Source organism: Mycobacterium sp. IS-836, from assembly GCF_001954275.1.
Lineage (GTDB): Bacteria > Actinomycetota > Actinomycetes > Mycobacteriales > Mycobacteriaceae > Mycobacterium.
This window is the reverse complement of the sequence record NZ_MBEU01000070.1, coordinates 1-19,918: the sequence shown is the minus strand read 5'-3', so window position 1 is coordinate 19,918 and position 19,918 is coordinate 1. Positions and strand designations below refer to the sequence as shown.

Here is a 19,918-nt window from a genome sequence, read left to right as displayed (position 1 = left end):
TTCGCCAGCGGCACTACGCAGCCGGCCCACAGCGCGCGGACCGAGCGAGGCTCCGGCAGCCCCTGGTGCGAGAACACCGCGGCCCGCCTCGCGATCAACCAGCGGATCAACATCACCCCGGACGTGATCACCGCCGCGAGCGCCGCCACGCTGGCCAGGATCCCGAGCCAGTCCGCGGCGATGGCCACTACGGAGTTCAACAACGTGTTCCGGTTGACCACCAGCAGCACGTACCGCACGACGTACACCAGGGCCGCGATGCTCAGCACCAACACGCCAACGAAAACGCTGCTGCGCACCGCCGCGGCGGATGGCCCTGTCTGCGTTGGCTTTTCGACCGGCACCGGGGCTTGCTCGACGCGGTCGGCCAGACCCCAGCGCGGGATCACAGCATAGCGCGGGGTCGGCCCGAGGGACCGTCGTGCGCGTCGCATGGGGGGCGCGGCGCCGGGGCGGACCGCTATCCAACGGAAGCCAGGCGGCAGCCGCGGCGGGGTGCGCCAGCGGGTGGATTGCGCCGGTGCGGCCGGGCCACCACCCGGGCCCCACCGTGGATCGGGCGGGTCCGCCAGCGGCGCCATCAGGGCGCCGCGACAGCGGGGGCACCACTCGCGCCGCCGATCGCGCACGTTCCACCGCGTGCCGCACTGGGAGCACACCTGGATCACCGGACCAGCCTAGCCCGGCAGCTCGCAACCCCTCCGCAACGTGAACAGTTACCCATGGCTATCCACAGTTTCCACAGGCTTATCCACAACCGCCGGCTCGGTGTTTACCCGTGGTACAGGCCGCGATCCGCCGGGCCGGGCCACAACTGTGGATAACGACCGGCCGTTCGGGGCGCGTCATCGACAGCCCCACACGGTGGCCGAGCGAAATGGATTGGCCTGCTAAGCACCCGCGCGGCGCGTACGCGCGGGGCGGCGCTTCCGCGCCAGGCCGGCGTCTTTTCCGCCGCCCGTCACGACGAATCCGCAGGTCAGCTGCCCGTAGCAGGGATGTTTTTCCATGCCTCGCCCGACGGGTTATGATCGCCATCACGAAAAAGTCGTTGTGACCCACCTCACTGCGGTGCGGTGGACGTGCTGGTGAAAGGCGCATGATGGCCACGCATTCGTTCGGCCCGGGTTCCCCGGCCCCCTCGAACTCGTACTCCGGCTCGCCCGCCTGCAACCACAGTTACAGCGTCGCCGCGCTGCGCGCCGGCCTGATCGCGCTGGCATTGCTCGCGGTTCTTGTCATCATCGTCCTGGCTTGACGTTTCGCCGTTCGGGTTTCCGGGCTACCGCCTCCTAGCGGTCATTCTTGCGGCGCGCGCGGTGATGGAGCAGGGTTGACTTGTGAAGCCGGGGGCCAGGCCGTCGCGTCCCGAACCCCGCGTCCGTCAAGAGACGATCACCAACGATCATCGAGGAAAGGAATGCCGTGGCTGAATACACCCTGCCCGACTTGGACTGGGACTACGCAGCGCTGGAACCGCACATCTCCGGGCAGATCAACGAGATCCACCACAGCAAGCACCACGCCACCTACGTCAAGGGCGTGAACGACGCCATCGCCAAACTCGAGGAGGCGCGCGCCAACGACGATCACGCCGCGATCTTCCTGAACGAGAAGAACCTGGCCTTTCACCTCGGGGGCCACGTCAACCACTCGATCTGGTGGAAGAACCTGTCGCCCAACGGTGGTGACAAGCCAACCGGTGACCTCGCCGCCGCCATCGACGACGCGTTCGGCTCGTTCGACAAATTCCGCGCTCAGTTCAGCGCGGCCGCCAACGGCTTGCAGGGGTCGGGCTGGGCCGTACTCGGCTACGACTCACTCGGCGACAAGTTGCTGACCTTCCAGCTGTACGACCAGCAGGCCAACGTGCCGCTCGGCATCATCCCCTTGCTGCAGGTCGACATGTGGGAGCACGCCTTCTACTTGCAGTACAAGAACGTCAAGGCCGACTACGTCAAGGCGTTCTGGAATGTGGTCAACTGGGCCGACGTGCAGGACCGCTACAAGGCGGCAACCACCAAGACCAAAGGCCTGATTTTCGGCTAAAACCATTTCTTCAGCGCTGGGGCGTCACGCGGATCGCGTGGCGCCCTTGCCTTTACGTCGTGTCGAGTTGCAACGCGCCTGAACCGCGGGCATTCTTAATTATTCGAGCTACCAGCGTGGTTAGGCGAAGTCGTCGCGCGGAGGTCGAGGTGGACACTGGCTCAGGTGGACCGATAGGGGTCGCCCCCTTCCACTCTCGTGGTGCCCTGAAAGGGTTCGTCATCTCCGGACGCTGGCCCGATTCGACGAAAGAGTGGGCCCAGCTTTTGATGGTTGCGGTCCGCGTCGCCTCGTTGCCCGGATTGCTCTCCACCACAACGGTGTTCGGCGCCCGCGAGGAGCTGCCCGACGAACCCGAGCCGGGCACCGTCGGCCTGGTACTGGCCGAGGGCACCGTCTTCGGTGAATCAGCAATCCAGCCAGGGTATTTCGGTGACCATCAGCCGCCCGCGCTGCTGATGCTGCATCCACCCTCGGAGACCATGCCCTCGTTGCCGGAATGCACGGGGGCCGCCTCGGGCTGTGTGCTGCTGCCCGGATTGCCCTATCTGGGGCTGGAGCACCGCGCGGCCTGGGTGGAAGCCGAAGCCGACGGCACCATCACATCCATGGTCAGTCGCGTCGGCGTCGATCCCATCAGCCATCCCGACACCGCGATCCTGGCGATGCTGCTCGCCGCATAGGCGGCGGCTACCGGGGCGACCGCGGTCGCGCAAACTCCGCGACGCGGCGGCGAACGGAGGTTTCGATCGCCGCGAGTTCACCCGGCGCCTGGGCGCCGGCGGCGCCGCCCGCTGACCCCGCCGGATGCGGCGACCACCCGCCAGAGGTATGTGCGTGGGCCGCACCGGTGTACCTACGGTTCGTTTCTTCCCCGCTTTGCAAACCCGACAGCAAATGCGCCTCTCGATGACCGCGAGTTGCCTGGTGGTTCGGGTGCGATCGGCCAGCGATGCGTCCAATCGGCGCGCCGTGGCGCGAACCGGCCGTCCGCCACCGTGGCGCCCAAACCTCACTCTGCGTATAACCTGTGAGTTTCGGATATTTTGTGGACACTTCAGTGAATTAGTTAGACGCTCGTCGAGTGAGGAATTGGCCGGCTCCAGCAACGCCGGTACCAAAACCGCTCGGGTTTGCACTTGGTCGCGGACTTAAACGCTCGCTACCATGAGCAAATATGCATAGGTAACAGTTCACTTCTACAGCACAGTGGGGGTCTTATCGATGAGCACGACGTTCGCCGCCCGCCTGAACCGCCTGTTCGACACGGTTTATCCACCGGGACGCGGGCCGCACACCTCCGCGGAGGTGATCGCGGCGCTCAAGGCGGAGGGCATCACAATGTCGGCTCCCTACCTGTCGCAGCTACGCTCCGGCAACCGGACGAACCCGTCCACAGCGACCATGGCCGCCTTGGCCAACTTCTTCCGCATCAAGCCGGCGTACTTCACTGACGACGAGTACTACGAAAAGCTCGACAAGGAATTGTCGTGGCTTGCCACGATGCGCGACGACGGCGTGCGCCGCATCGCGTTGGGTGCCGCCGAATTGTCTCCCGAGGCCCAGCAGGACATCCTCGAGCGGGTCAACGAGCTGCGCCGCAAGGAGCAGCTCGGCGCGTAAGCGCACTTGACGGCAGCGCGGCCCGACCTGAAGGGCCGCCGCCCTCCCATCCCCATTAGGGTTGGCTCACGGATCGCGTACACGCGAGAGCGACAGTCCACGAGATACCGGGAGGCGGCCGGGAATGGCCCTGTTCCGCAAGCGAAAAAGTCGCGCGACACGTCGCGCCGAGGCCCGCGCGATCAAGGCCCGCGCCAGGCTCGAGGCCAAGCTGGCTGCCAAGAACGAGGTTCGCCGCATCAAGGGCGATCGGCGGGCGGCGGAAAAGGCCCTGCGGGCCCAGATCAAATCCCAGCGCGACAGCGACCGCGCGGCGCTGAAAGTCGCCGAGGCCGAACTCAAGGCGGCGCGGGAAGGCAAGCTGCTCTCCCCGACTCGCATCCGCCGGCTGCTGACGGTATCCCGATTGCTGGCCCCGATCCTCACCCCGCTGATCTACCGGGCCGCCGTGGCCGCCCGCGCGATGCTCGACCAGCGCCGTGCGGATCGGCTCGGGGTTCCGTTGGCCCAGATCGGCCAGTTCTCCGGCCAGGGCGCCGAGCTGTCGGCACGGATCGCCGGGTCCGAGAAATCACTGCGGATGGTGCAGGACAAGAAGCCCAAGGACGCCGAGACCAAGCAGTTCGCCGCCGCCATCAGCGAACGGCTCAGCGACCTTTCGGCGGCCGTCACCGCCGCGGAAAACATGCCCGCCGCGCGACGCCGCACGGCCCACGGCGCGATTTCGTCGCAACTCGACGGCATCGAGGCGGACCTGATGGCCCGGCTCGGGTTGACCTGAAAGCGACTGCCGGACATGACATTTGGCGGGTGGATTTCGCGCGTCCTGATCGCGGTCGGCGCCGCCGCGGTGCTGTATGTGGGCTCGGCGGCCGCGACCGCGCCCGCCTGGGCGCACGTTCACGCCAGCGCCGACAACGCGGTGCGCGGCGCGACGGCCATCGTCACCTTTCAGGTACCCAACGAATCCGACAAGGGCGCCGCGACCACTGCGCTGACCGTCACGCTTCCCGACGTGGCGGCCGCACGCACCGAAACCATGCCCGGCTGGACGGCCAAGCTGGACCGCGACGCGTCGTCGGGCAGCGTCCGCTCGGTGACGTGGACGGCCGCACCCAACGGCGGGATCGGAGTCGATGAGTTCGCGCTGTTTCGGATATCAGTGCAACTACCCGACGCCGACACCGTCAGCTTCCCGGCGACGCAGACGTATTCCGACGGCACGATTGTCAAGTGGGACCAGCCGTCGCTGCCCGGCGGCGGTGAGCCCGAACATCCGGTGCCCATGCTGACCCTCGCCGCGGGACCGGTGGCACCGCACCAACACCACCCGTTGGCACCGGCCGACCATGCGGGCGCACCCACGCAGTCGCAATCGCCCGACAACACCGCCCGCCTGCTCGGCGGGGCGGCCCTGGTCGTCGGCGCGTTAGCCATCTGCCTTGTGCTGGTGCGTCGACGAACATGAGGCGCGGGGTGGTCATCGCGTGGGCGGGTCTGCTGTTGGCCGCCATGGCGTTGACCGCGACCTTCACGGCGCAGGCGGCGTTCGCGCATGCCGCGCGCGTGTCCGCCGAGCCCGCGGACAATGCCGTCCTGACAACCGGCCCCGACCGGGTGAGCGCGACCTTCAACGAGCGATTGCAGACCACATTCGCGGCCATGACGGTCGTCGGGCCGGACGGCAACGTGTGGTCCACCGGAGAGCCGACGGTCCAGGGCGCGGTCGTCGGTATCGGCCTGCGCCCGCTCGGGCCGGCCGGCACCTACACGGTGAATTACCGGGTGACGTCCGCCGATGGCCACGTGGTGTCGGGATCCTGGTCGTTTCGCCTGACTGTCCCGGGCACCGGCACGCCTGGGCCCGCCGCCGCCCCCCACGCCGGCGGCGGAATCCCCGTCTGGCCGTTCGTGGTGGTGGCGGTGGCGCTTGTCGCCGCGGGCGGCCTATGGGCGCTGCGGCACAGGCCGTGATCGGCCCTGGCATGATGGGACGCGACAACCCGGTGCGCTAGACAAGGCGAGAGAAAGCTGCAAAGGAGCGGCCGCATGGCAGACCCCGAGGACCAACCCAACAGCGAATCCAACGGCGCACCGACACCGCCGGAGAAGAAGCCGCCCGCCAAGGCGGTCAAGAAGGCCGCAAAAGCGCCCGCCAAAAAAGCACCAGCGAAAAAGGCTCCCGCGAAGAAAGCGGCGGCCAAGAAGGCGCCCGCCAAAAAAGCACCCGCCAAAAGCCCCGAACCCACACCGCCGCAGCCTGCCGCGCAGGCCGCCGACGCGCAGCGGCGTGTCGAAACCAACGGCCAGCTTGCTGCCGCCGCGAAAGACGCCGCGGCACAGGCGAAGTCGACGGTAGATGACGCCAACAACCCACTGCCCACCGATGTGCCGGCGCCGGCGCCGAGCCAGTTGCCGGTGCCGCTGTTGGTGGCCCTCGCGGTCAGCCTCCTGGCCATCGTGCTGATCCGGCAATTGCGCCGCCGTTGACCGCGTCATTTCGGCCCACTGCCGACCTCGTCGACAGCATCGGCCCCGACGTTCGCAGCTGCGACGTCCAGTTCCGTCAGTTCGGCGGGCGCGCACAGTTCGCGGGGCCGATCAGCACCGTGCGGTGTTTCGAAGACAATGCGCTGCTGAAATCGGTTCTCTCGCAGCCGAGTGCGGGCGGCGTGCTGGTGATCGACGGCGCAGGTTCCCTGCACTCCGCGCTGGTCGGCGACGTCATCGCCGAATTGGCGCGGTCCAACGGATGGGCCGGGCTGGTCATCAACGGGGCGGTGCGCGACGCCGCGACATTGCGGGGTATCGACATCGGCATCAAGGCGCTGGGCACCAATCCCCGCAAGAGCACCAAGACCGGTGCCGGCGAGCGCGACGTCGAGGTCAGTCTGGGCGGGGTGACCTTCGTGCCGGGTGACACCGCCTACAGCGACGACGACGGTATCGTCGTCACGTCAGATCACTAAACCGCCACTGCGGCGGTCTTTTTCGCGAACCGCAGCCCCTCGTCGGCGATCTTGCCGCGCCGGATGAGCTGGATGTCGCGCACATAATTCTGGTTCAGCCGCCACGGGGTGCGCGAGCCTTGCTTGGGCAGCTCGTCCAGTGACCGCAGCACGTAGCCCGGGGTGAACTCCATGAACGGGCGCTCCTCCACGTCGGAGCCGGGATGCTCGACCACCACGGTCTCAAAACCGTTGGCGTCCATGTGGTTCAGCAGCCGGCAGGCGAATTCCGAGACCAGGTCGGCCTTCAGCGTCCACGACGCGTTGGTGTATCCCACGGTGTAGATCATGTTGGGCAGGCCGGACAGCATCATGCCCTTGTAGGCCATGGCTTTGGTGAGGTCCACGGGCTCGCCGTCGACGGATACCGTGGCGCCGCCGAACAGCTGCAGGTTCAAACCCGTTGCGGTGATGATGATGTCGGCGGGCAGTTCGCGACCGGAGTCGAGCCGGATGCCGGTGGCGGTGAACCGGTCGATGGTGTCGGTGACGACTTCGGCCTGCCCGTTGCGGATGGTGCGGAACAAGTCGCCGCTGGGCACCAGGCATAGCCGCTGGTCCCAGGGGTTGTAGTTGGGGCCGAAGTGCTTTTCCACGTCGTAGCCCGCGGGGAGCTGGCGCTGCACGAAGCCGAGGAGGATCTTTCGCATCCGCTGCGGCCATTTCTGACAGGCCGCATACAGCGCCGCCTGACGCAGCACGTTCCTCCAGCGAACCGCGGTGTACGCCTGCTTCGCGGGCAGCAGGTGGTTGAGCCGTTCGGCCAACTTGTCCCGCTTGGGCTGGGAGACGATGTAGGTCGGGGACCGCTGCAGCATCGTGACGTGCTTGGCGCCCGACTCCGCCAGCGCGGGAATCAGGGTGACCGCGGTGGCGCCACTGCCGATGACGACGATGTTCTTGCCGGCGTAGTCGAGGTCCTCGGGCCAGTGCTGCGGGTGGATGATCGGTCCGGTGAAGTCTTCCGCGCCCTCAAACCTCGGCGCGTAGCCCTGCTCGTAGTTGTAGTAGCCGCTGCACAGGAACAGGAACGTGCACGTGATGGCCTTTGGCGCGCCGTCGCTGTCGATCTGGAGGGTCCAGCGGTTCTCGGTACTGGACCAATCGGCGCTGATCACCTTGTGGTTGAGCCTGATGTGCTTGTCGATGCCGTACATCGCCGCGGTGCCCTTGACGTAGTCGAGGATCGGTTTGCCGTCGGCGATCGCCTGGCGCTCGGTCCACGGCCGAAACCGGAAACCCAGCGTGTACATATCCGAGTCGGAACGAATTCCCGGGTAGCGGAACAGGTCCCATGTGCCGCCCATGGCCGCCCGCTTTTCCAGGATGGCGTAGCTCTTGGTCGGGCAGCGGTCCTGCAGGTGCCAGGCCGCACTCACGCCGGAGATTCCGGCGCCCACGATGACGACGTCGAGGTGCTCAGTCATGTCGCCACGCTATCAACGCCACGTCGAGTGAGTCAACACTCTGTCGAAAAGCTCAACACCGTGTAAAGTAGCGGCCGTGACCACCGCCAGCCAGACTCGCGCCCTGCGCGGCCGCCGTTCCCCGCGGCCTTCGGGCGACGACCGCGAGCAGGCGATCCTTGCCACCGCCGAGCGGCTGCTCGAAGAGCGCTCGTTCGCGGATATCTCGGTCGACGACCTGGCCAAGGGCGCCGGGCTGTCGCGACCCACCTTCTACTTCTATTTCAAGTCCAAAGAGGCGGTGTTGCTGTCGCTGCTCGAACCGGTGATCGCGAGTGCCGACTCGGAGTTCGACGGGGCGGTGCAGCGCTTACCCGCGGACCCGCGCCGGGTGTGGCGCAACGGCATCAAGGCGTTTTACACCGCGTTCGCGACGCACCGCAGGCTGGCCCGAGCCGCGACGGAGGCCCTGGCCACCAGTACCGAACTGCGGGCGGTGTGGTCGGGGTTCATGCAGAAATGGATCGACCAGACGGCCACCATGATCACCGCCGAGCGGGCGCGTGGCGCCGCGCCCGAGACGGTTTCGGCCGCAGACCTGGCCACCTCGCTGAACCAGATGAACGAGCGCACCATGATGGCCGCCCTGTCCGCCCAGACGCCGGCGGTCCATCCGGACCGGGTCGTCGACACCCTCACCCATATCTGGGTCAGCAGCATCTACGGCGAACCCGGCTAGCTGTCGTAGCCCCGTGCGAACATACGTTCGTGCGGTGTGAGGCGTCCATCCTGCACGCGGATCTCGATTCGTTCTACGCCTCGGTAGAGCAGCGAGACGACCCGTCCCTGCGTGGCCGCCCGGTGATCGTGGGCGGCGGCGTGGTGCTGGCGGCCAGCTACGAGGCCAAGGCCTACGGCGTGCGCACCGCGATGGGCGGACGACACGCGCGGCGGCTGTGCCCGCACGCCGTCGTCGTGTCGCCCCGGATGACCGCCTACAGCCGCGCCAGCGACGCGGTCTTCGAGGTGTTCCACGATGTCACTCCGATCGTGGAGGCGCTGTCGGTGGACGAGGCCTTCCTCGACGTCGGCGGCCTGCGGCGGGTGTCTGGAACCCCGGTCCAGATCGCGGAACGGCTGCGCGCCGACGTCCGCGACCGCGTCGGGCTGCCCATCACCGTCGGGGTCGCGCGGACCAAATTTCTGGCCAAGGTCGCCAGCCAGGAAGCCAAGCCCGACGGGCTGCTGTTGGTGCCGCCCGATCGGGAGCTGGCGTTCCTGCGCCCGTTGCCGGTGCGCCGGTTGTGGGGAGTGGGCGCGGTGACCGCCGACAAGCTGCAGACCCACGGCATCGAGACCGTCGCCGACGTCGCGGAGCTCAGCGAGTCGACGCTGGCGTCGTTGCTCGGCGCCGCGATGGGCCGCCAGCTGTATGCGCTGTCCCGCAACATCGACCGCCGGCGGGTGACCACCGGCGTGCGCCGCAGGTCGGTGGGCGCCCAGCGGGCGCTGGGCGCGGCCGGCAACCGCATGTCGCCCGCCGAGGTCGACGCGGTGGTGGTCAACCTGATCGACCGGATCACCGGGCGGATGCGCGCCGCCGGGCGCACCGGTCGCACGGTGGTGCTGCGGCTGCGGTTCGACGACTTCGGCCGGGCGACCCGGTCGCACACGCTGCCGTGGGCCACGTCGTCGACGCAGCCCATCCTTGCCGCCGCTCGGCAGCTGCTCGCGTCGGCGGCGCCGCTGATCGCGCAGCGCGGGTTGACCCTCGTGGGGTTCACGGTGTCGGGAATCGACCGCACCGGCGCTCAGCAGCTGATGCTGCCGTTCGAGGGAGCACCGGCACTGGAAAACGTCGACGAGGCGGTCGACCGGGTGCGGCGGCGCTACGGCAAGTCCGCGCTCACCCGTGGGGTGCTGGTCGGCCGCGACCCCGGCTGGGAGATGCCGCACTTACCCGACTGAGGCGGTCCACTCCAGCAGCTTTTCGGCCGGCCAGGTGTTGACGATCCGCTCCACCGGAACCCCGGCGTCCAGCGCGCGCTGGGCACCGTAGCCGAGGAAATCGAGCTGGCCGGGGGCGTGCGCGTCGGTGTCGATGCTGAACACGCAGCCGATTTCCAGCGCCAGGTTCAGCAGGCGGCTGGGCGGATCGCGGCGTTCGGGACGGGAGTTGATCTCCACCGCGGTGCCGTGCTCGCGGCAGGCGGTGAACACTGCCTCGGCGTCGAATTTCGATTCGGGTCTGATGCCGCGGTTCCCGGCGACGAGCCGGCCGGTGCAGTGGCCGAGCACGTCGGCGTGGCCGTTGGACACGGCGCGCACCATCCGCCGCGTCATCGCGTCCGCGTCCATCGACAGCTTCGAATGCACGCTGGCCACAACCACATCGAGGCGCTCGAGCAGCTCGGGCTCCTGGTCCAGACTGCCGTCGTCGAGGATGTCCACCTCGATTCCGGTCAGGATGCGCATCGCGCGAACTTGTCGCGCAGCCCGTCGATCACGTCGAGCTGCTTACGCAGCCGCTCGGGCGAGAGCCCGTTGGCGATCGTCAGGCGTGGCGAGTGGTCGGTCAACGCGCAATACTCGTGGCCCAGCTCCGCCGCGGTGGCCATCATTTCGTCGATCGGCGCCGAGCCGTCGGACCAGTTCGAATGCAGGTGTAAGTCCCCGCGCAGCGCGGCCCGCACCTCGCCGCCGCCGAGATCGGTTGCGGCGGAGCGTAATTCGACCAGGGCGTCGGGTTCACGGCCGGACCAGGCCTGGGAGATCACCTTGGCGGTCTTGGGCCCGATGCCCGGCAGCGACTGCCAGCTGTCGGCCTGCCCGTGGCGTTCCCGCGCGGCGTCGTCGAGGCCCTCGATGATGTCGGCGGCTCTTCGATACGCCATGACCCGTTTCGGGTCCTGGCGGCTGCGGTCCTTGTAGTAGGCGATCTGCCGCAGCGCGGTTACCGGATCCATGGCTCCAGTGTGCCCGCTCGGCTACAGCAGTTGCCCGACGATGAATCCGGCGAGAATCACGCCGAAGCCGCCGATCTCACCGGCGATCAGCAGCATCATCATCGCCCGAAGGCCGCGGTCGGGCCTCTCGAACTGGTTGGTGGTGTCGCGGCGCACGCCGTGGCCGATGTAGCTGGCGATCGCCGCGACGAAGAAGAACACGGCGACCATCGCCGCGGTCAGGTTGACCCAGGCCGGCCACGCGCTGAATTCGACGAACACCGCGATCAGCAGCGTCGCGAACGAGTACAGCAACGCCGCGCGGTGCGCGATGTCGACGTAGGGATGCGCGCGGTGGTCCTCGGCGACCATGATCTGCCGGTACTTCCAGACGCCGAGCACCAGCGCCAGCAGAAAGATCAGTCCGGCGGCCAGCAGGGTGAGCTTGGTGTCGAATCCGAGGGAGCTGTTCATGGTCGGTCGAGTTTAATTGCGCGTCATAGAGACCGACTAACGTCGGGTGCATGCGATTCGCTTTCAAGACTTCACCCCAAAACACCACCTGGGCACAGATGCTCGCCGTCTGGCAGGCCGCCGACGACATCGACGTCTACGAGTCCGGCTGGACGTTCGACCACTTCTACCCGATCTTTTCCGACAGCGCCGGACCCTGTCTGGAAGGCTGGACAACGCTGACCGCGCTCGCGCAGGCCACCTCGCGGCTGCGGCTGGGCACGTTGGTGACCGGCATCCACTACCGGCATCCGGCCGTGCTGGCCAACATGGCGGCCGCGCTCGACATCATTTCCAACGGACGACTCGAGCTCGGGATCGGCGCCGGCTGGAACGAGGAGGAGTCGGGCGCGTACGGCATCGAGCTGGGCAGCATCAGGGAACGTTTCGACCGGTTCGAGGAAGCGTGTGCGGTGCTGACCAGCCTGCTCAGCGAAGAGACCACCGACTTCGACGGCAAGTACTACCAGCTCAAGGGCGCCCGCAACGAACCGAAGGGCGTGCAGCGCCCGCATCCACCAATCTGCATCGGCGGCAGCGGGGAAAAGCGCACGCTGCGGATCACCGCGCGCTACGCCCAGCACTGGAACTTCGTCGGCGGGCCGCCGGAGCTGTTCGCGCACAAGCGCGACGTGCTGTTCTCGCACTGCGCGGACATCGGACGCGATCCCAAAGAGATCACGCTATCGGCTCACCTGCGCCTGGAAGGCGACCTCAATTACGGACAGGTGGTCCAGGATGCGGCCGGGCTGGCGGCCGAGGGGCTGGACCTCGGCATCGTGTACCTCTCACCGCCGCACGACCCCGCCGTCCTGGAACCGTTAGCGGAGGCGATCCGGGATTCGGGGCTCTGGAATGGCTGATATTCGAAGAATTTGACGAGCTTGTTGGCGAGATAACGAAAAGGTAACGCTGAGCAAACGTGTCGCGCACCGCGCGGATGCGCGCGCTAATGGGCTACACCCCGAAAGCCATCAGCTCTTCAGCGGTTACCAGACGCTCCTGCTTGGCCGGAAACTCGCGGCTCTTCATCGGGTGACGAAACCATGACCAGGCGATTCGCCCCATCCGTGATCTGGGTACCGGGTTGATATGCACAGTGATCACTCCTGCGATCGGTCCGTTCTACGGGACTCCCCCTGTGACTTGCATGTGACAGAGCCCACAACGACCTATTACACAACAGCGGTCTGGCAAACGGTGGCAGAAACGCCGAAATTTGATATTGGTGTTTCTATTGTGGCTGGTGTGACTTACTGAAGCGGCACGGCCGTCGGCTTTATGGGTGCCGGCAGCGCCGTCGAACCCATCAAATACCGGTCCACGCCCGCCGCCGCGGCCCTGCCCTCGGCGATCGCCCAGACGATCAACGACTGGCCGCGACCCATGTCACCGGCAACGAAGACGCCTGGCACCGAGGTGTCGAAGTCGGCGCCGCGCGCGACGTTGCCGCGCTCGGTCAACTTCACGTCCAGCTCGGTGAGCAAGCCCGGCTTCTCCGGGCCGACGAATCCCATTGCCAGCAGCACCAAATCGGCCTCGAGTTCGAAGTCGGAACCCTCGACCTTGACGAACTTGCCGTCCTGCATCGTCACCTCGTGCGCCTTGAGCGCGGTGACGTGCCCGTCCTTGCCGATGAACTCCTCGGTGTTGACCGAGAAGACCCGCTCGCCGCCCTCTTCGTGGGCAGCCGACACCCGGTACATCAGCGGGTAGGTCGGCCACGGGGTCGACTCGGCACGCGTGTCCGGCGGACGCGGCATGATCTCGAACTGGTGCACGGCGACCGCGCCCTGTCGGTGCACGGTGCCCAGGCAGTCGGCCCCGGTGTCACCGCCGCCGATGATGATGACCTTCTTGCCCTTGGCGGTGATCGGTGGCTCACCGTCCGCCCCGAGGACGTCGTCACCCTCTTGCACGCGGTTGGCCCAGGGCAGGAACTCCATCGCCTGATGGATGCCGTCCAATTCGCGGCCCGGAATGGGCAAATCGCGCCAGGCGGTGGCACCCCCGGCCAGCACCACCGCATCGAAATCGGCCAGCAACTGCTCGGCGGTGATATCGACGCCGACGTTGACGCCCGCCTTGAATTCGGTTCCCTCGGCGCGCATCTGGTCCAGCCGCCGGTCCAGGACGCGCTTTTCCATCTTGAATTCGGGAATGCCGTAGCGCAGTAGCCCACCGATGCGATCGTCCCGCTCGAAGACCGTCACACCGTGACCGGCGCGCGTCAGCTGCTGGGCGGCGGCCAGCCCCGCCGGGCCCGATCCCACCACCGCGACCCGTTTGCCCGTCTTCTTGTCCGGGGGCAACGGCACCACGAAGCCTTCCTCGAAGGCCCGGTCGATGATCTCCAGCTCGATCTGCTTGATGGTCACCGGATCCTGGTTGATGCCGAGCACACACGCCGGTTCGCAGGGTGCCGGACACAGCCGGCCGGTGAAGTCGGGAAAGTTGTTGGTGGCGTGCAGCCGCTCGATCGCATCGTGCCAGCGGCCCCTGCGCACCAGGTCGTTCCATTCCGGGATCAGGTTGCCCAGCGGACAACCGTTGTGACAGAAGGGAATACCGCAGTCCATGCAGCGGGTTGCCTGCTGGCGCAGGGTGTTCTCGTCGAAATCTTCGTAGACCTCGTCCCAGTCCCGCAACCGTAACGGGACAGGCCGGCGCTTCGGCAATTCCCGATGTGTGAATTTCAGGAAGCCGCTCGGATCAGCCATGCGCGGCCGCCATGATCGCCTTGTCGACGTCGACGCCGTCACGCTCGGCCTCGGCGATCGCCTGCAGGACCCGCTTGTAATCCCGCGGCATCACCTTGGCGAAATGCCGCCGCTGCCCGGCCCAGTCGGCCAGGATGCGCTGCCCCACCGCGGAATCGGTGGCGTCGACGTGCGCCTGAATCGCGCCGTGCAGGTACTCGACGTCGTCCTCATCGAGGCTGTCGAGCTCGACCATCTCGGCGTTGAGATTCTCCGGCAATTCGCCGTCCGGGTCGTAGACGTAGGCGACGCCGCCGGACATACCGGCCGCGAAGTTACGGCCGGTGCGGCCCAGAATGACCACCTTGCCTCCAGTCATGTACTCGCAACCGTGATCGCCGACGCCTTCGACCACCGCGTGGGCGCCGGAGTTGCGGACCGCGAACCGTTCGCCGACCACGCCGCGCAAATAGACTTCCCCGCTGGTGGCACCGAACAGAATCACGTTGCCGCCGATGATGTTTTCCTCGGCGACGTAGTCCTGCGGCGCATTGTCGGACGGCCGCACCACGATGCGCCCGCCGGAAAGGCCCTTGCCGACGTAGTCGTTGGCGTCGCCGTAGACGCGCAGCGTAATTCCTCGGGGTACGAAGGCGCCGAAGCTATTGCCCGCGGACCCGTCGAAGGTGATGTCGATGGTTCCGTCCGGCAAGCCTTGCCCGCCATAGGCTTTCGTCAGCTCGTGGCCGAGCATGGTTCCGACCGTGCGGTTGACGTTGCCGATGGTGGTGGAGAACCGCACCGGCTTGCCGGAATCCAGTGCCTCGCGGCTCATCACGATCAGCTGCTGATCGAGCGCCTTGTCCAGGCCGTGATCCTGGCGCGAGCTGCAGTACAGGTCCTGGTTCATGAACGCCGATTCCGGCTCGTGCAGCACCGGCGTCAGGTCCAGCCGGTGCGCCTTCCAGTGCGCGCGCGCCAGCGTGGTGTCGAGCGAGCCCACCTGCCCGACGGCCTCGTTGAAGGTGCGGAAGCCCAACTGCGCCATGTACTCCCGGACTTCCTCCGCGATGAACATGAAGAAGTTCTCGACGAACTCGGGCTTGCCGTTGAACCTCTCCCGCAGCACCGGGTTCTGGGTGGCCACCCCGACCGGGCAGGTGTCCAGGTGGCATACCCGCATCATGATGCAGCCGGAAACCACCAGCGGGGCCGTGGAGAAACCGAACTCCTCGGCGCCGAGCAGTGCGGCGATCATCACGTCGCGGCCGGTCTTCAGCTGACCGTCCACCTGAACCACGATCCGGTCGCGCAAACCGTTGAGCAGCAACGTCTGCTGCGTCTCGGCCAGACCCAACTCCCAGGGCGCGCCCGCGTGCTTCATCGACGTCAGCGGGGTTGCGCCGGTACCGCCGTCGTGACCCGAGATCAACACCACGTCGGCGTGCGCCTTGGATACACCCGCGGCCACGGTGCCGACGCCGTTCTCGGAAACCAGCTTCACGTGCACCCGGGCGGACGGGTTGGCGTTCTTCAGGTCGTGGATCAGCTGCGCCAAGTCTTCGATGGAGTAGATGTCGTGGTGCGGCGGCGGTGAGATCAGCCCAACGCCCGGGGTGGAGTGCCGGACCTCGGCCACCCACGGGTACACCTTGTGCCCCGGAAGTTGGCCTCCCTCACCGGGTTTGGCTCCCTGCGCCATCTTGATCTGGATGTCGGTGCAATTGGTCAGGTAGTGCGAGGTGACGCCGAACCGGGCCGAGGCGACCTGCTTGACCGCGCTGCGCCGCCAATCGCCGTTGGGGTCGCGATCGAAACGCTTGACGTCCTCGCCACCTTCGCCGCTGTTGGATCGCCCGCCCAGGCGGTTCATCGCGATGGCGAGTGTCTCGTGCGCCTCGGCGGAGATCGATCCGTAGCTCATCGCCCCCGTGGCGAAGCGCTTCACGATTTCACTGGCGGGCTCGACCTCGTCGAGCGGAACCGGCGGGCGCACACCCGCACGGAACTTGAGCAACCCGCGCAACGACGCCATCCGCTCGCTCTGGTCGTCGACCAGACGCGTGTAGTCCTTGAAGATCTTGTACTGGCCCGTGCGGGTGGCGTGCTGCAGCTTGAAAACGGTCTCCGGGTTGAACAGGTGGTACTCGCCCTCACGGCGCCACTGGTACTCGCCGCCGACCTCGAGCTCGCGGTGGGCGCGCTCGTCGGGCCGATCCAGGTACGCCAGCCGGTGCCGGGTGGCGACGTCGGCGGCGATGTCGTCGAGGGTGATGCCGCCGGTCGGGCAGCTCAGCCCGGTGAAGTATTCGTCGAGCACGTCCTCGGAGATGCCCACCGCCTGGAACAGTTGCGCGCCGGTGTAGGACGCCAGCGTCGAAATGCCCATCTTGGACATCACTTTCAGCACACCCTTGCCGGCGGCCTTGACGTAGTTGTTCAGCGCGGTGTGGCGGTCCATGCCGTTTCCGGAACCGTCGATCACGCCGCGATCGATCATGTCTTCGATCGACTCGAACGCCAGATACGGGTTGACCGCGGCGGCGCCGAACGCGATCAGCATCGCCATGTGGTGGACCTCGCGGGCGTCACCGGATTCGACCACCAGGCCCACGTGGGTGCGGGTGCGGTCGCGCACCAGGTGGTGGTGCACCGCCGACACTGCGAGCAGCGACGGAATGGGAGCCAGCTGCTCGTCGGACTCACGGTCGGACAAGATGATGACCCGCGCACCATCGGCGATCGCCGCCGATGCCTGGGCCCGCACCTCATCGAGCGCGGCCGCCAGCCCGGCGCCGCCCTCGGCGACCGGGTACCGGCAGCGAATCACCTTGGAGCGCATGCCGTGTGGACGACCGTTGACCTTGTCCTCGGGGTCGAGGTTGACCAGCTTGGCCAGTTCGAAATTCCGCAGAATCGGCTGTGACAGCGAGATCTGGTGACAGGAGTGCTCGGTCGGTGTGAGCAGATCGCGCTCGCCGCCGGTGGTGCCCTGCAGGCTGGTCACCACCTCTTCGCGAATGGCGTCCAGCGGTGGGTTGGTCACCTGAGCGAAGAGCTGGTGGAAGTAGTCGTAGAGCATCCGGGGGCGCTGCGACAGCACGGCGACCGGAGTGTCGGTGCCCATCGATCCGATCGGCTCGGCGCCGGTACGGACCATCGGCGCCACCAACAGGTTGAGTTCCTCGTAGGTGTAGCCAAAAGTCTGCTGCCGCCGGACAAGTCGCTCGTGGGGCATGCGCACGTATTTGCCCGCCGGCAATTTGTCGATCGGAACCAGTCCCTTGTCGAGCCACTCCTGGTAAGGGTGCTCGGCGGCCAGCTCGGCTTTGATCTCCTCGTCGGAGACGATGCGGCCCTGCGTGGTGTCGACCAAGAACATCCGGCCCGGCTGCAGCCGCATCCGGCGGACCACCGTCGAGGGGTCCAGGTCCAGCACCCCGGCCTCGGAAGCCATGACCACCAGGCCGTCGTCGGTCACCCAGATCCGCGACGGACGCAAGCCGTTGCGGTCGAGCACGGCGCCGACGACGGTACCGTCGGTGAAGGTCATCGACGCCGGGCCGTCCCACGGCTCCATCAGCGACGCGTGGTACTGGTAGAACGCCCGCCGTGCGGGGTCCATCGCTTCGTTTCGTTCCCAGGCCTCGGGGATCATCATCAGCACCGCGTGGGCCAGGCTGCGGCCACCCAGGTGCAACAGCTCGAGAGCCTCGTCGAAGCGCGCGGTGTCGGATGCGCCCGGCGTGCAGATCGGGAACAGCTTCTCCAGGTCGTCTTCCGACCCGAAGATGTCGGTCTTCATCAACGCCTCACGGGCTCGCATCCAGTTCTCGTTGCCGGTGACGGTGTTGATCTCGCCGTTGTGGGCGATGCGGCGGAACGGGTGGGCCAGCGGCCACGACGGAAACGTGTTCGTCGAGAACCGCGAATGCACGATACCCAGCGCGCTGGTCAGCCGATCGTCTTGCAGATCAAGGTAAAACGCCTTGAGCTGCGGCGTGGTCAGCATTCCCTTGTAGACCAGCGTCTGGCCCGACAGGCTGGGGAAGTAAACGGTTTCGCGGCCCGGTCCGTCCTGGCCCGGGCCTTTGGTACCGAGTTCGTGCTCGGCGCGCTTGCGGACCACGTAGGCGCGGCGCTCCAGGGTCATGTCGGAGGCTCCGGCCATGAACACCTGCCGGAACGTGGGCATCGCGTCGCGGGACAGCGCGCCCAGCGACGAGTCGTCGGTCGGCACATTTCGCCAGCCCAGCACCTGCAGGCCCTCGGCTTCGGCGATCTTTTCCACCGCGGCGCAGGCGGCCGCGGCGTCCCGCGACGACTGCGGCAAAAACGCGATGCCGGTCGCGTAGCTGCCGGCGGGCGGCAGCTCGAAGTCCACGACCTCGCGCAAAAACGCGTCCGGGACCTGGATCAGGATGCCCGCGCCGTCTCCGCTGCGCGGCTCGGCGCCCTGGGCCCCGCGGTGTTCAAGGTTGAGCAGCGCGGTGATCGCCTTGTCGACGATGTCGCGACTGCGGCGGCCGTGCATGTCGACGACCATGGCAACCCCGCACGAATCGTGCTCGAACGCGGGGTTGTACAACCCTGCGCGCTTGGGCGTCATACGCACCTGACCCTTCACCAGAACTTCCTGCACGGCCGTTGTCTGCGGCTCCGGCGGGGCCGCACCCGGAGGTTGCGGGCTGAACCCCTTTGGTCTTGTCGATAGGCTGTCCCCAGGCGGATATGTTCCGGTCAGGGAATCGTCCGTGCTGCGCTGAACGGTGGCGAGTACCCGGTCTCGACAAGTCGTAAAACGATATGACAAAAACCGCCTGACATGCCAACTTCCCCAAGTCTAACCTGCGAGGTAGCGCCACCGTAAATTCGCAGCAGGAGACTCTCGACACGGTCTCGACATGCTGTTTTGGCGCCGGTCTTTGGGCCACCGCGGTGCCGCCGCGACAGGCCGCCCGCCGCCCCCGGCCGCCCCCGCTAGTTTGCTGCGAGCCCGCCCAGCCACGCGCTCGCGCGTTCGCGCCGTCCACGAACCACGGCCGTATCTGCGCCACCGCCCGCGATAAGACGTGGCAGCAATGTTGCCGAGTTTGCCCGTCACCCCACCGGGGCGCTGGCGGAGGACGCCGCTGCCGACCGCGCCGATGCTGCGCTAAGTTTGCACGATATTAATAGGAATCTAAGCCGGCACGGGAGGCGATACTGGACTGATACTGGTCCGGTAGTAGCCCAAGCCCGGCGGTCGGCGACGGGACGGCCGCACCCGAGGAGCCCATGAACGAGCGCGACGAATTTCTGCGCAACCGTCTGCAGCCCGGCCAGCCCAGCTTGTAATTGCCGTGCAGGCCGGCCCGGATGGTTGCCTCGAACTGAGCCTCTTGGCGCTGCGTGGCCGACGGACCCAGCTTGATGAGGTCGAAGGTGATCAGCCGCAGGACGCGTCGCCAACCGCGGTCGGGCAGTTCCGTTGCGGGCGTCCGCGGCGGTATCGGAGCGGGTGGCGCGGCGGGCGGCGCCGGCTGCTGGGGTGGCGAGGTGGATCGCGCGGGCGCGGCGGGAGCGACTTGTCCGCGCGGCGGGGCAGCGACGGGCGTGCGTGGCGGCGCCGCCGGCGGTGGCTGCGGGGGCGGGGGGGGGGCCGGCGGGCGGGGCGGGGCGGATCGTTGCGGGGC

Annotated in this window: 17 protein-coding genes and 2 pseudogenes; 12 read left to right on the top strand and 7 right to left on the bottom strand. The window is 67.3% G+C overall.

The window, feature by feature from the left end:
* Positions 1 to 668 (bottom strand): DUF4328 domain-containing protein (locus tag A5747_RS19710; protein WP_142245652.1); only part of this gene is annotated, 668 nt, incomplete at its 3' end.
* Positions 669 to 1,102: 434 nt separating this feature from the next.
* Here A5747_RS19710 and A5747_RS25295 point away from each other — a divergent pair.
* The 9 genes from A5747_RS25295 to rraA all read left to right on the top strand — a co-directional run bounded on the left by A5747_RS25295 (position 1,103) and on the right by rraA (position 6,641).
* Positions 1,103 to 1,258 carry a hypothetical protein gene (locus A5747_RS25295; RefSeq protein ID WP_175611228.1) on the top strand — a complete coding sequence of 52 codons (156 nt, stop codon included), beginning with the start codon at positions 1,103 to 1,105 and terminating at the stop codon, positions 1,256 to 1,258.
* Positions 1,259 to 1,425: 167 nt separating this feature from the next.
* Positions 1,426 to 2,049 (top strand): superoxide dismutase, encoded by a 624-nt coding sequence (locus A5747_RS19705; protein ID WP_076119341.1) that lies wholly within the window; start codon positions 1,426 to 1,428, stop codon positions 2,047 to 2,049.
* A 149-nt stretch (positions 2,050 to 2,198) separates the two neighbouring features.
* Positions 2,199 to 2,732: a peptidase gene (locus A5747_RS19700; RefSeq protein ID WP_076127373.1), complete on the top strand. Its 534-nt coding sequence runs from the start codon at positions 2,199 to 2,201 to the stop codon at positions 2,730 to 2,732.
* Between the two features lie 541 nt (positions 2,733 to 3,273).
* Positions 3,274 to 3,672, top strand: coding sequence for a transcriptional regulator (locus A5747_RS19695; RefSeq protein ID WP_076064859.1), 399 nt, complete (start codon positions 3,274 to 3,276; stop codon positions 3,670 to 3,672).
* Positions 3,673 to 3,796: 124 nt separating this feature from the next.
* Positions 3,797 to 4,453, top strand: a complete 657-nt coding sequence (locus tag A5747_RS19690) for a DUF6474 family protein (RefSeq protein ID WP_076127371.1) — start codon at positions 3,797 to 3,799, stop codon at positions 4,451 to 4,453.
* A gap of 15 nt (positions 4,454 to 4,468) precedes the next feature.
* Positions 4,469 to 5,140, top strand: a complete 672-nt coding sequence (locus A5747_RS19685; protein WP_076127370.1) for a YcnI family protein — start codon at positions 4,469 to 4,471, stop codon at positions 5,138 to 5,140.
* Positions 5,137 to 5,646 carry a copper resistance CopC family protein gene (locus A5747_RS19680; RefSeq protein ID WP_076127367.1) on the top strand — a complete coding sequence of 170 codons (510 nt, stop codon included), beginning with the start codon at positions 5,137 to 5,139 and terminating at the stop codon, positions 5,644 to 5,646. The genes A5747_RS19685 and A5747_RS19680 overlap by 4 nt, the downstream gene beginning before the upstream one ends.
* 75 nt (positions 5,647 to 5,721) lie before the next feature.
* Positions 5,722 to 6,162 (top strand): nucleoid-structuring protein H-NS, encoded by a 441-nt coding sequence (locus A5747_RS19675; protein WP_076127365.1) that lies wholly within the window; start codon positions 5,722 to 5,724, stop codon positions 6,160 to 6,162.
* Complete coding sequence (gene rraA / locus A5747_RS19670) at positions 6,159 to 6,641, top strand: ribonuclease E activity regulator RraA (protein ID WP_076127363.1); 483 nt, start codon at positions 6,159 to 6,161, stop codon at positions 6,639 to 6,641. Before A5747_RS19675 ends, rraA begins: the two co-directional genes overlap by 4 nt.
* Here rraA and A5747_RS19665 read toward each other — a convergent pair.
* Complete coding sequence (locus A5747_RS19665; RefSeq protein ID WP_076127361.1) at positions 6,638 to 8,107, bottom strand: NAD(P)/FAD-dependent oxidoreductase; 1,470 nt, start codon at positions 8,105 to 8,107, stop codon at positions 6,638 to 6,640. The genes rraA and A5747_RS19665 overlap by 4 nt on opposite strands.
* Before the next feature lie 76 nt (positions 8,108 to 8,183).
* Here A5747_RS19665 and A5747_RS19660 point away from each other — a divergent pair, with 76 nt between their 5' ends.
* Together A5747_RS19660 and dinB are read left to right on the top strand one after the other, a co-directional pair.
* A complete protein-coding gene (locus A5747_RS19660; RefSeq protein WP_076127358.1) occupies positions 8,184 to 8,825 on the top strand; it encodes a TetR/AcrR family transcriptional regulator in 642 nt (213 codons plus the stop codon).
* 29 nt (positions 8,826 to 8,854) lie between these two features.
* Positions 8,855 to 10,054: a DNA polymerase IV gene (gene dinB, locus A5747_RS19655; protein ID WP_076127355.1), complete on the top strand. Its 1,200-nt coding sequence runs from the start codon at positions 8,855 to 8,857 to the stop codon at positions 10,052 to 10,054.
* Here the strand turns inward: dinB and A5747_RS19650 are convergent.
* A pseudogene (locus A5747_RS19650) lies at positions 10,043 to 11,052 on the bottom strand (PHP domain-containing protein). The gene dinB and the pseudogene A5747_RS19650 overlap by 12 nt on opposite strands.
* Before the next feature lie 21 nt (positions 11,053 to 11,073).
* A complete protein-coding gene (locus tag A5747_RS19645; protein WP_076127353.1) occupies positions 11,074 to 11,505 on the bottom strand; it encodes a hypothetical protein in 432 nt (143 codons plus the stop codon).
* 50 nt (positions 11,506 to 11,555) lie between these two features.
* Between A5747_RS19645 and A5747_RS19640 the strand changes: the two genes are divergently transcribed.
* Entirely contained in the window at positions 11,556 to 12,407 is an 852-nt protein-coding gene (locus A5747_RS19640; RefSeq protein ID WP_076127351.1) for an LLM class F420-dependent oxidoreductase, read from the top strand.
* A gap of 390 nt (positions 12,408 to 12,797) precedes the next feature.
* Here A5747_RS19640 and A5747_RS19635 read toward each other — a convergent pair whose 3' ends face one another.
* From A5747_RS19635 to A5747_RS25695, 3 genes and pseudogenes are all read right to left on the bottom strand, one after another.
* Positions 12,798 to 14,264 (bottom strand): glutamate synthase subunit beta, encoded by a 1,467-nt coding sequence (locus tag A5747_RS19635; RefSeq protein ID WP_076127349.1) that lies wholly within the window; start codon positions 14,262 to 14,264, stop codon positions 12,798 to 12,800.
* A complete protein-coding gene (gltB, locus tag A5747_RS19630; protein WP_076127347.1) occupies positions 14,257 to 18,852 on the bottom strand; it encodes a glutamate synthase large subunit in 4,596 nt (1,531 codons plus the stop codon). The genes A5747_RS19635 and gltB overlap by 8 nt, the downstream gene beginning before the upstream one ends.
* 562 nt (positions 18,853 to 19,414) lie before the next feature.
* Positions 19,415 to 19,918 (bottom strand): annotated as a pseudogene (locus tag A5747_RS25695) (ATPase); the annotation flags it as partial.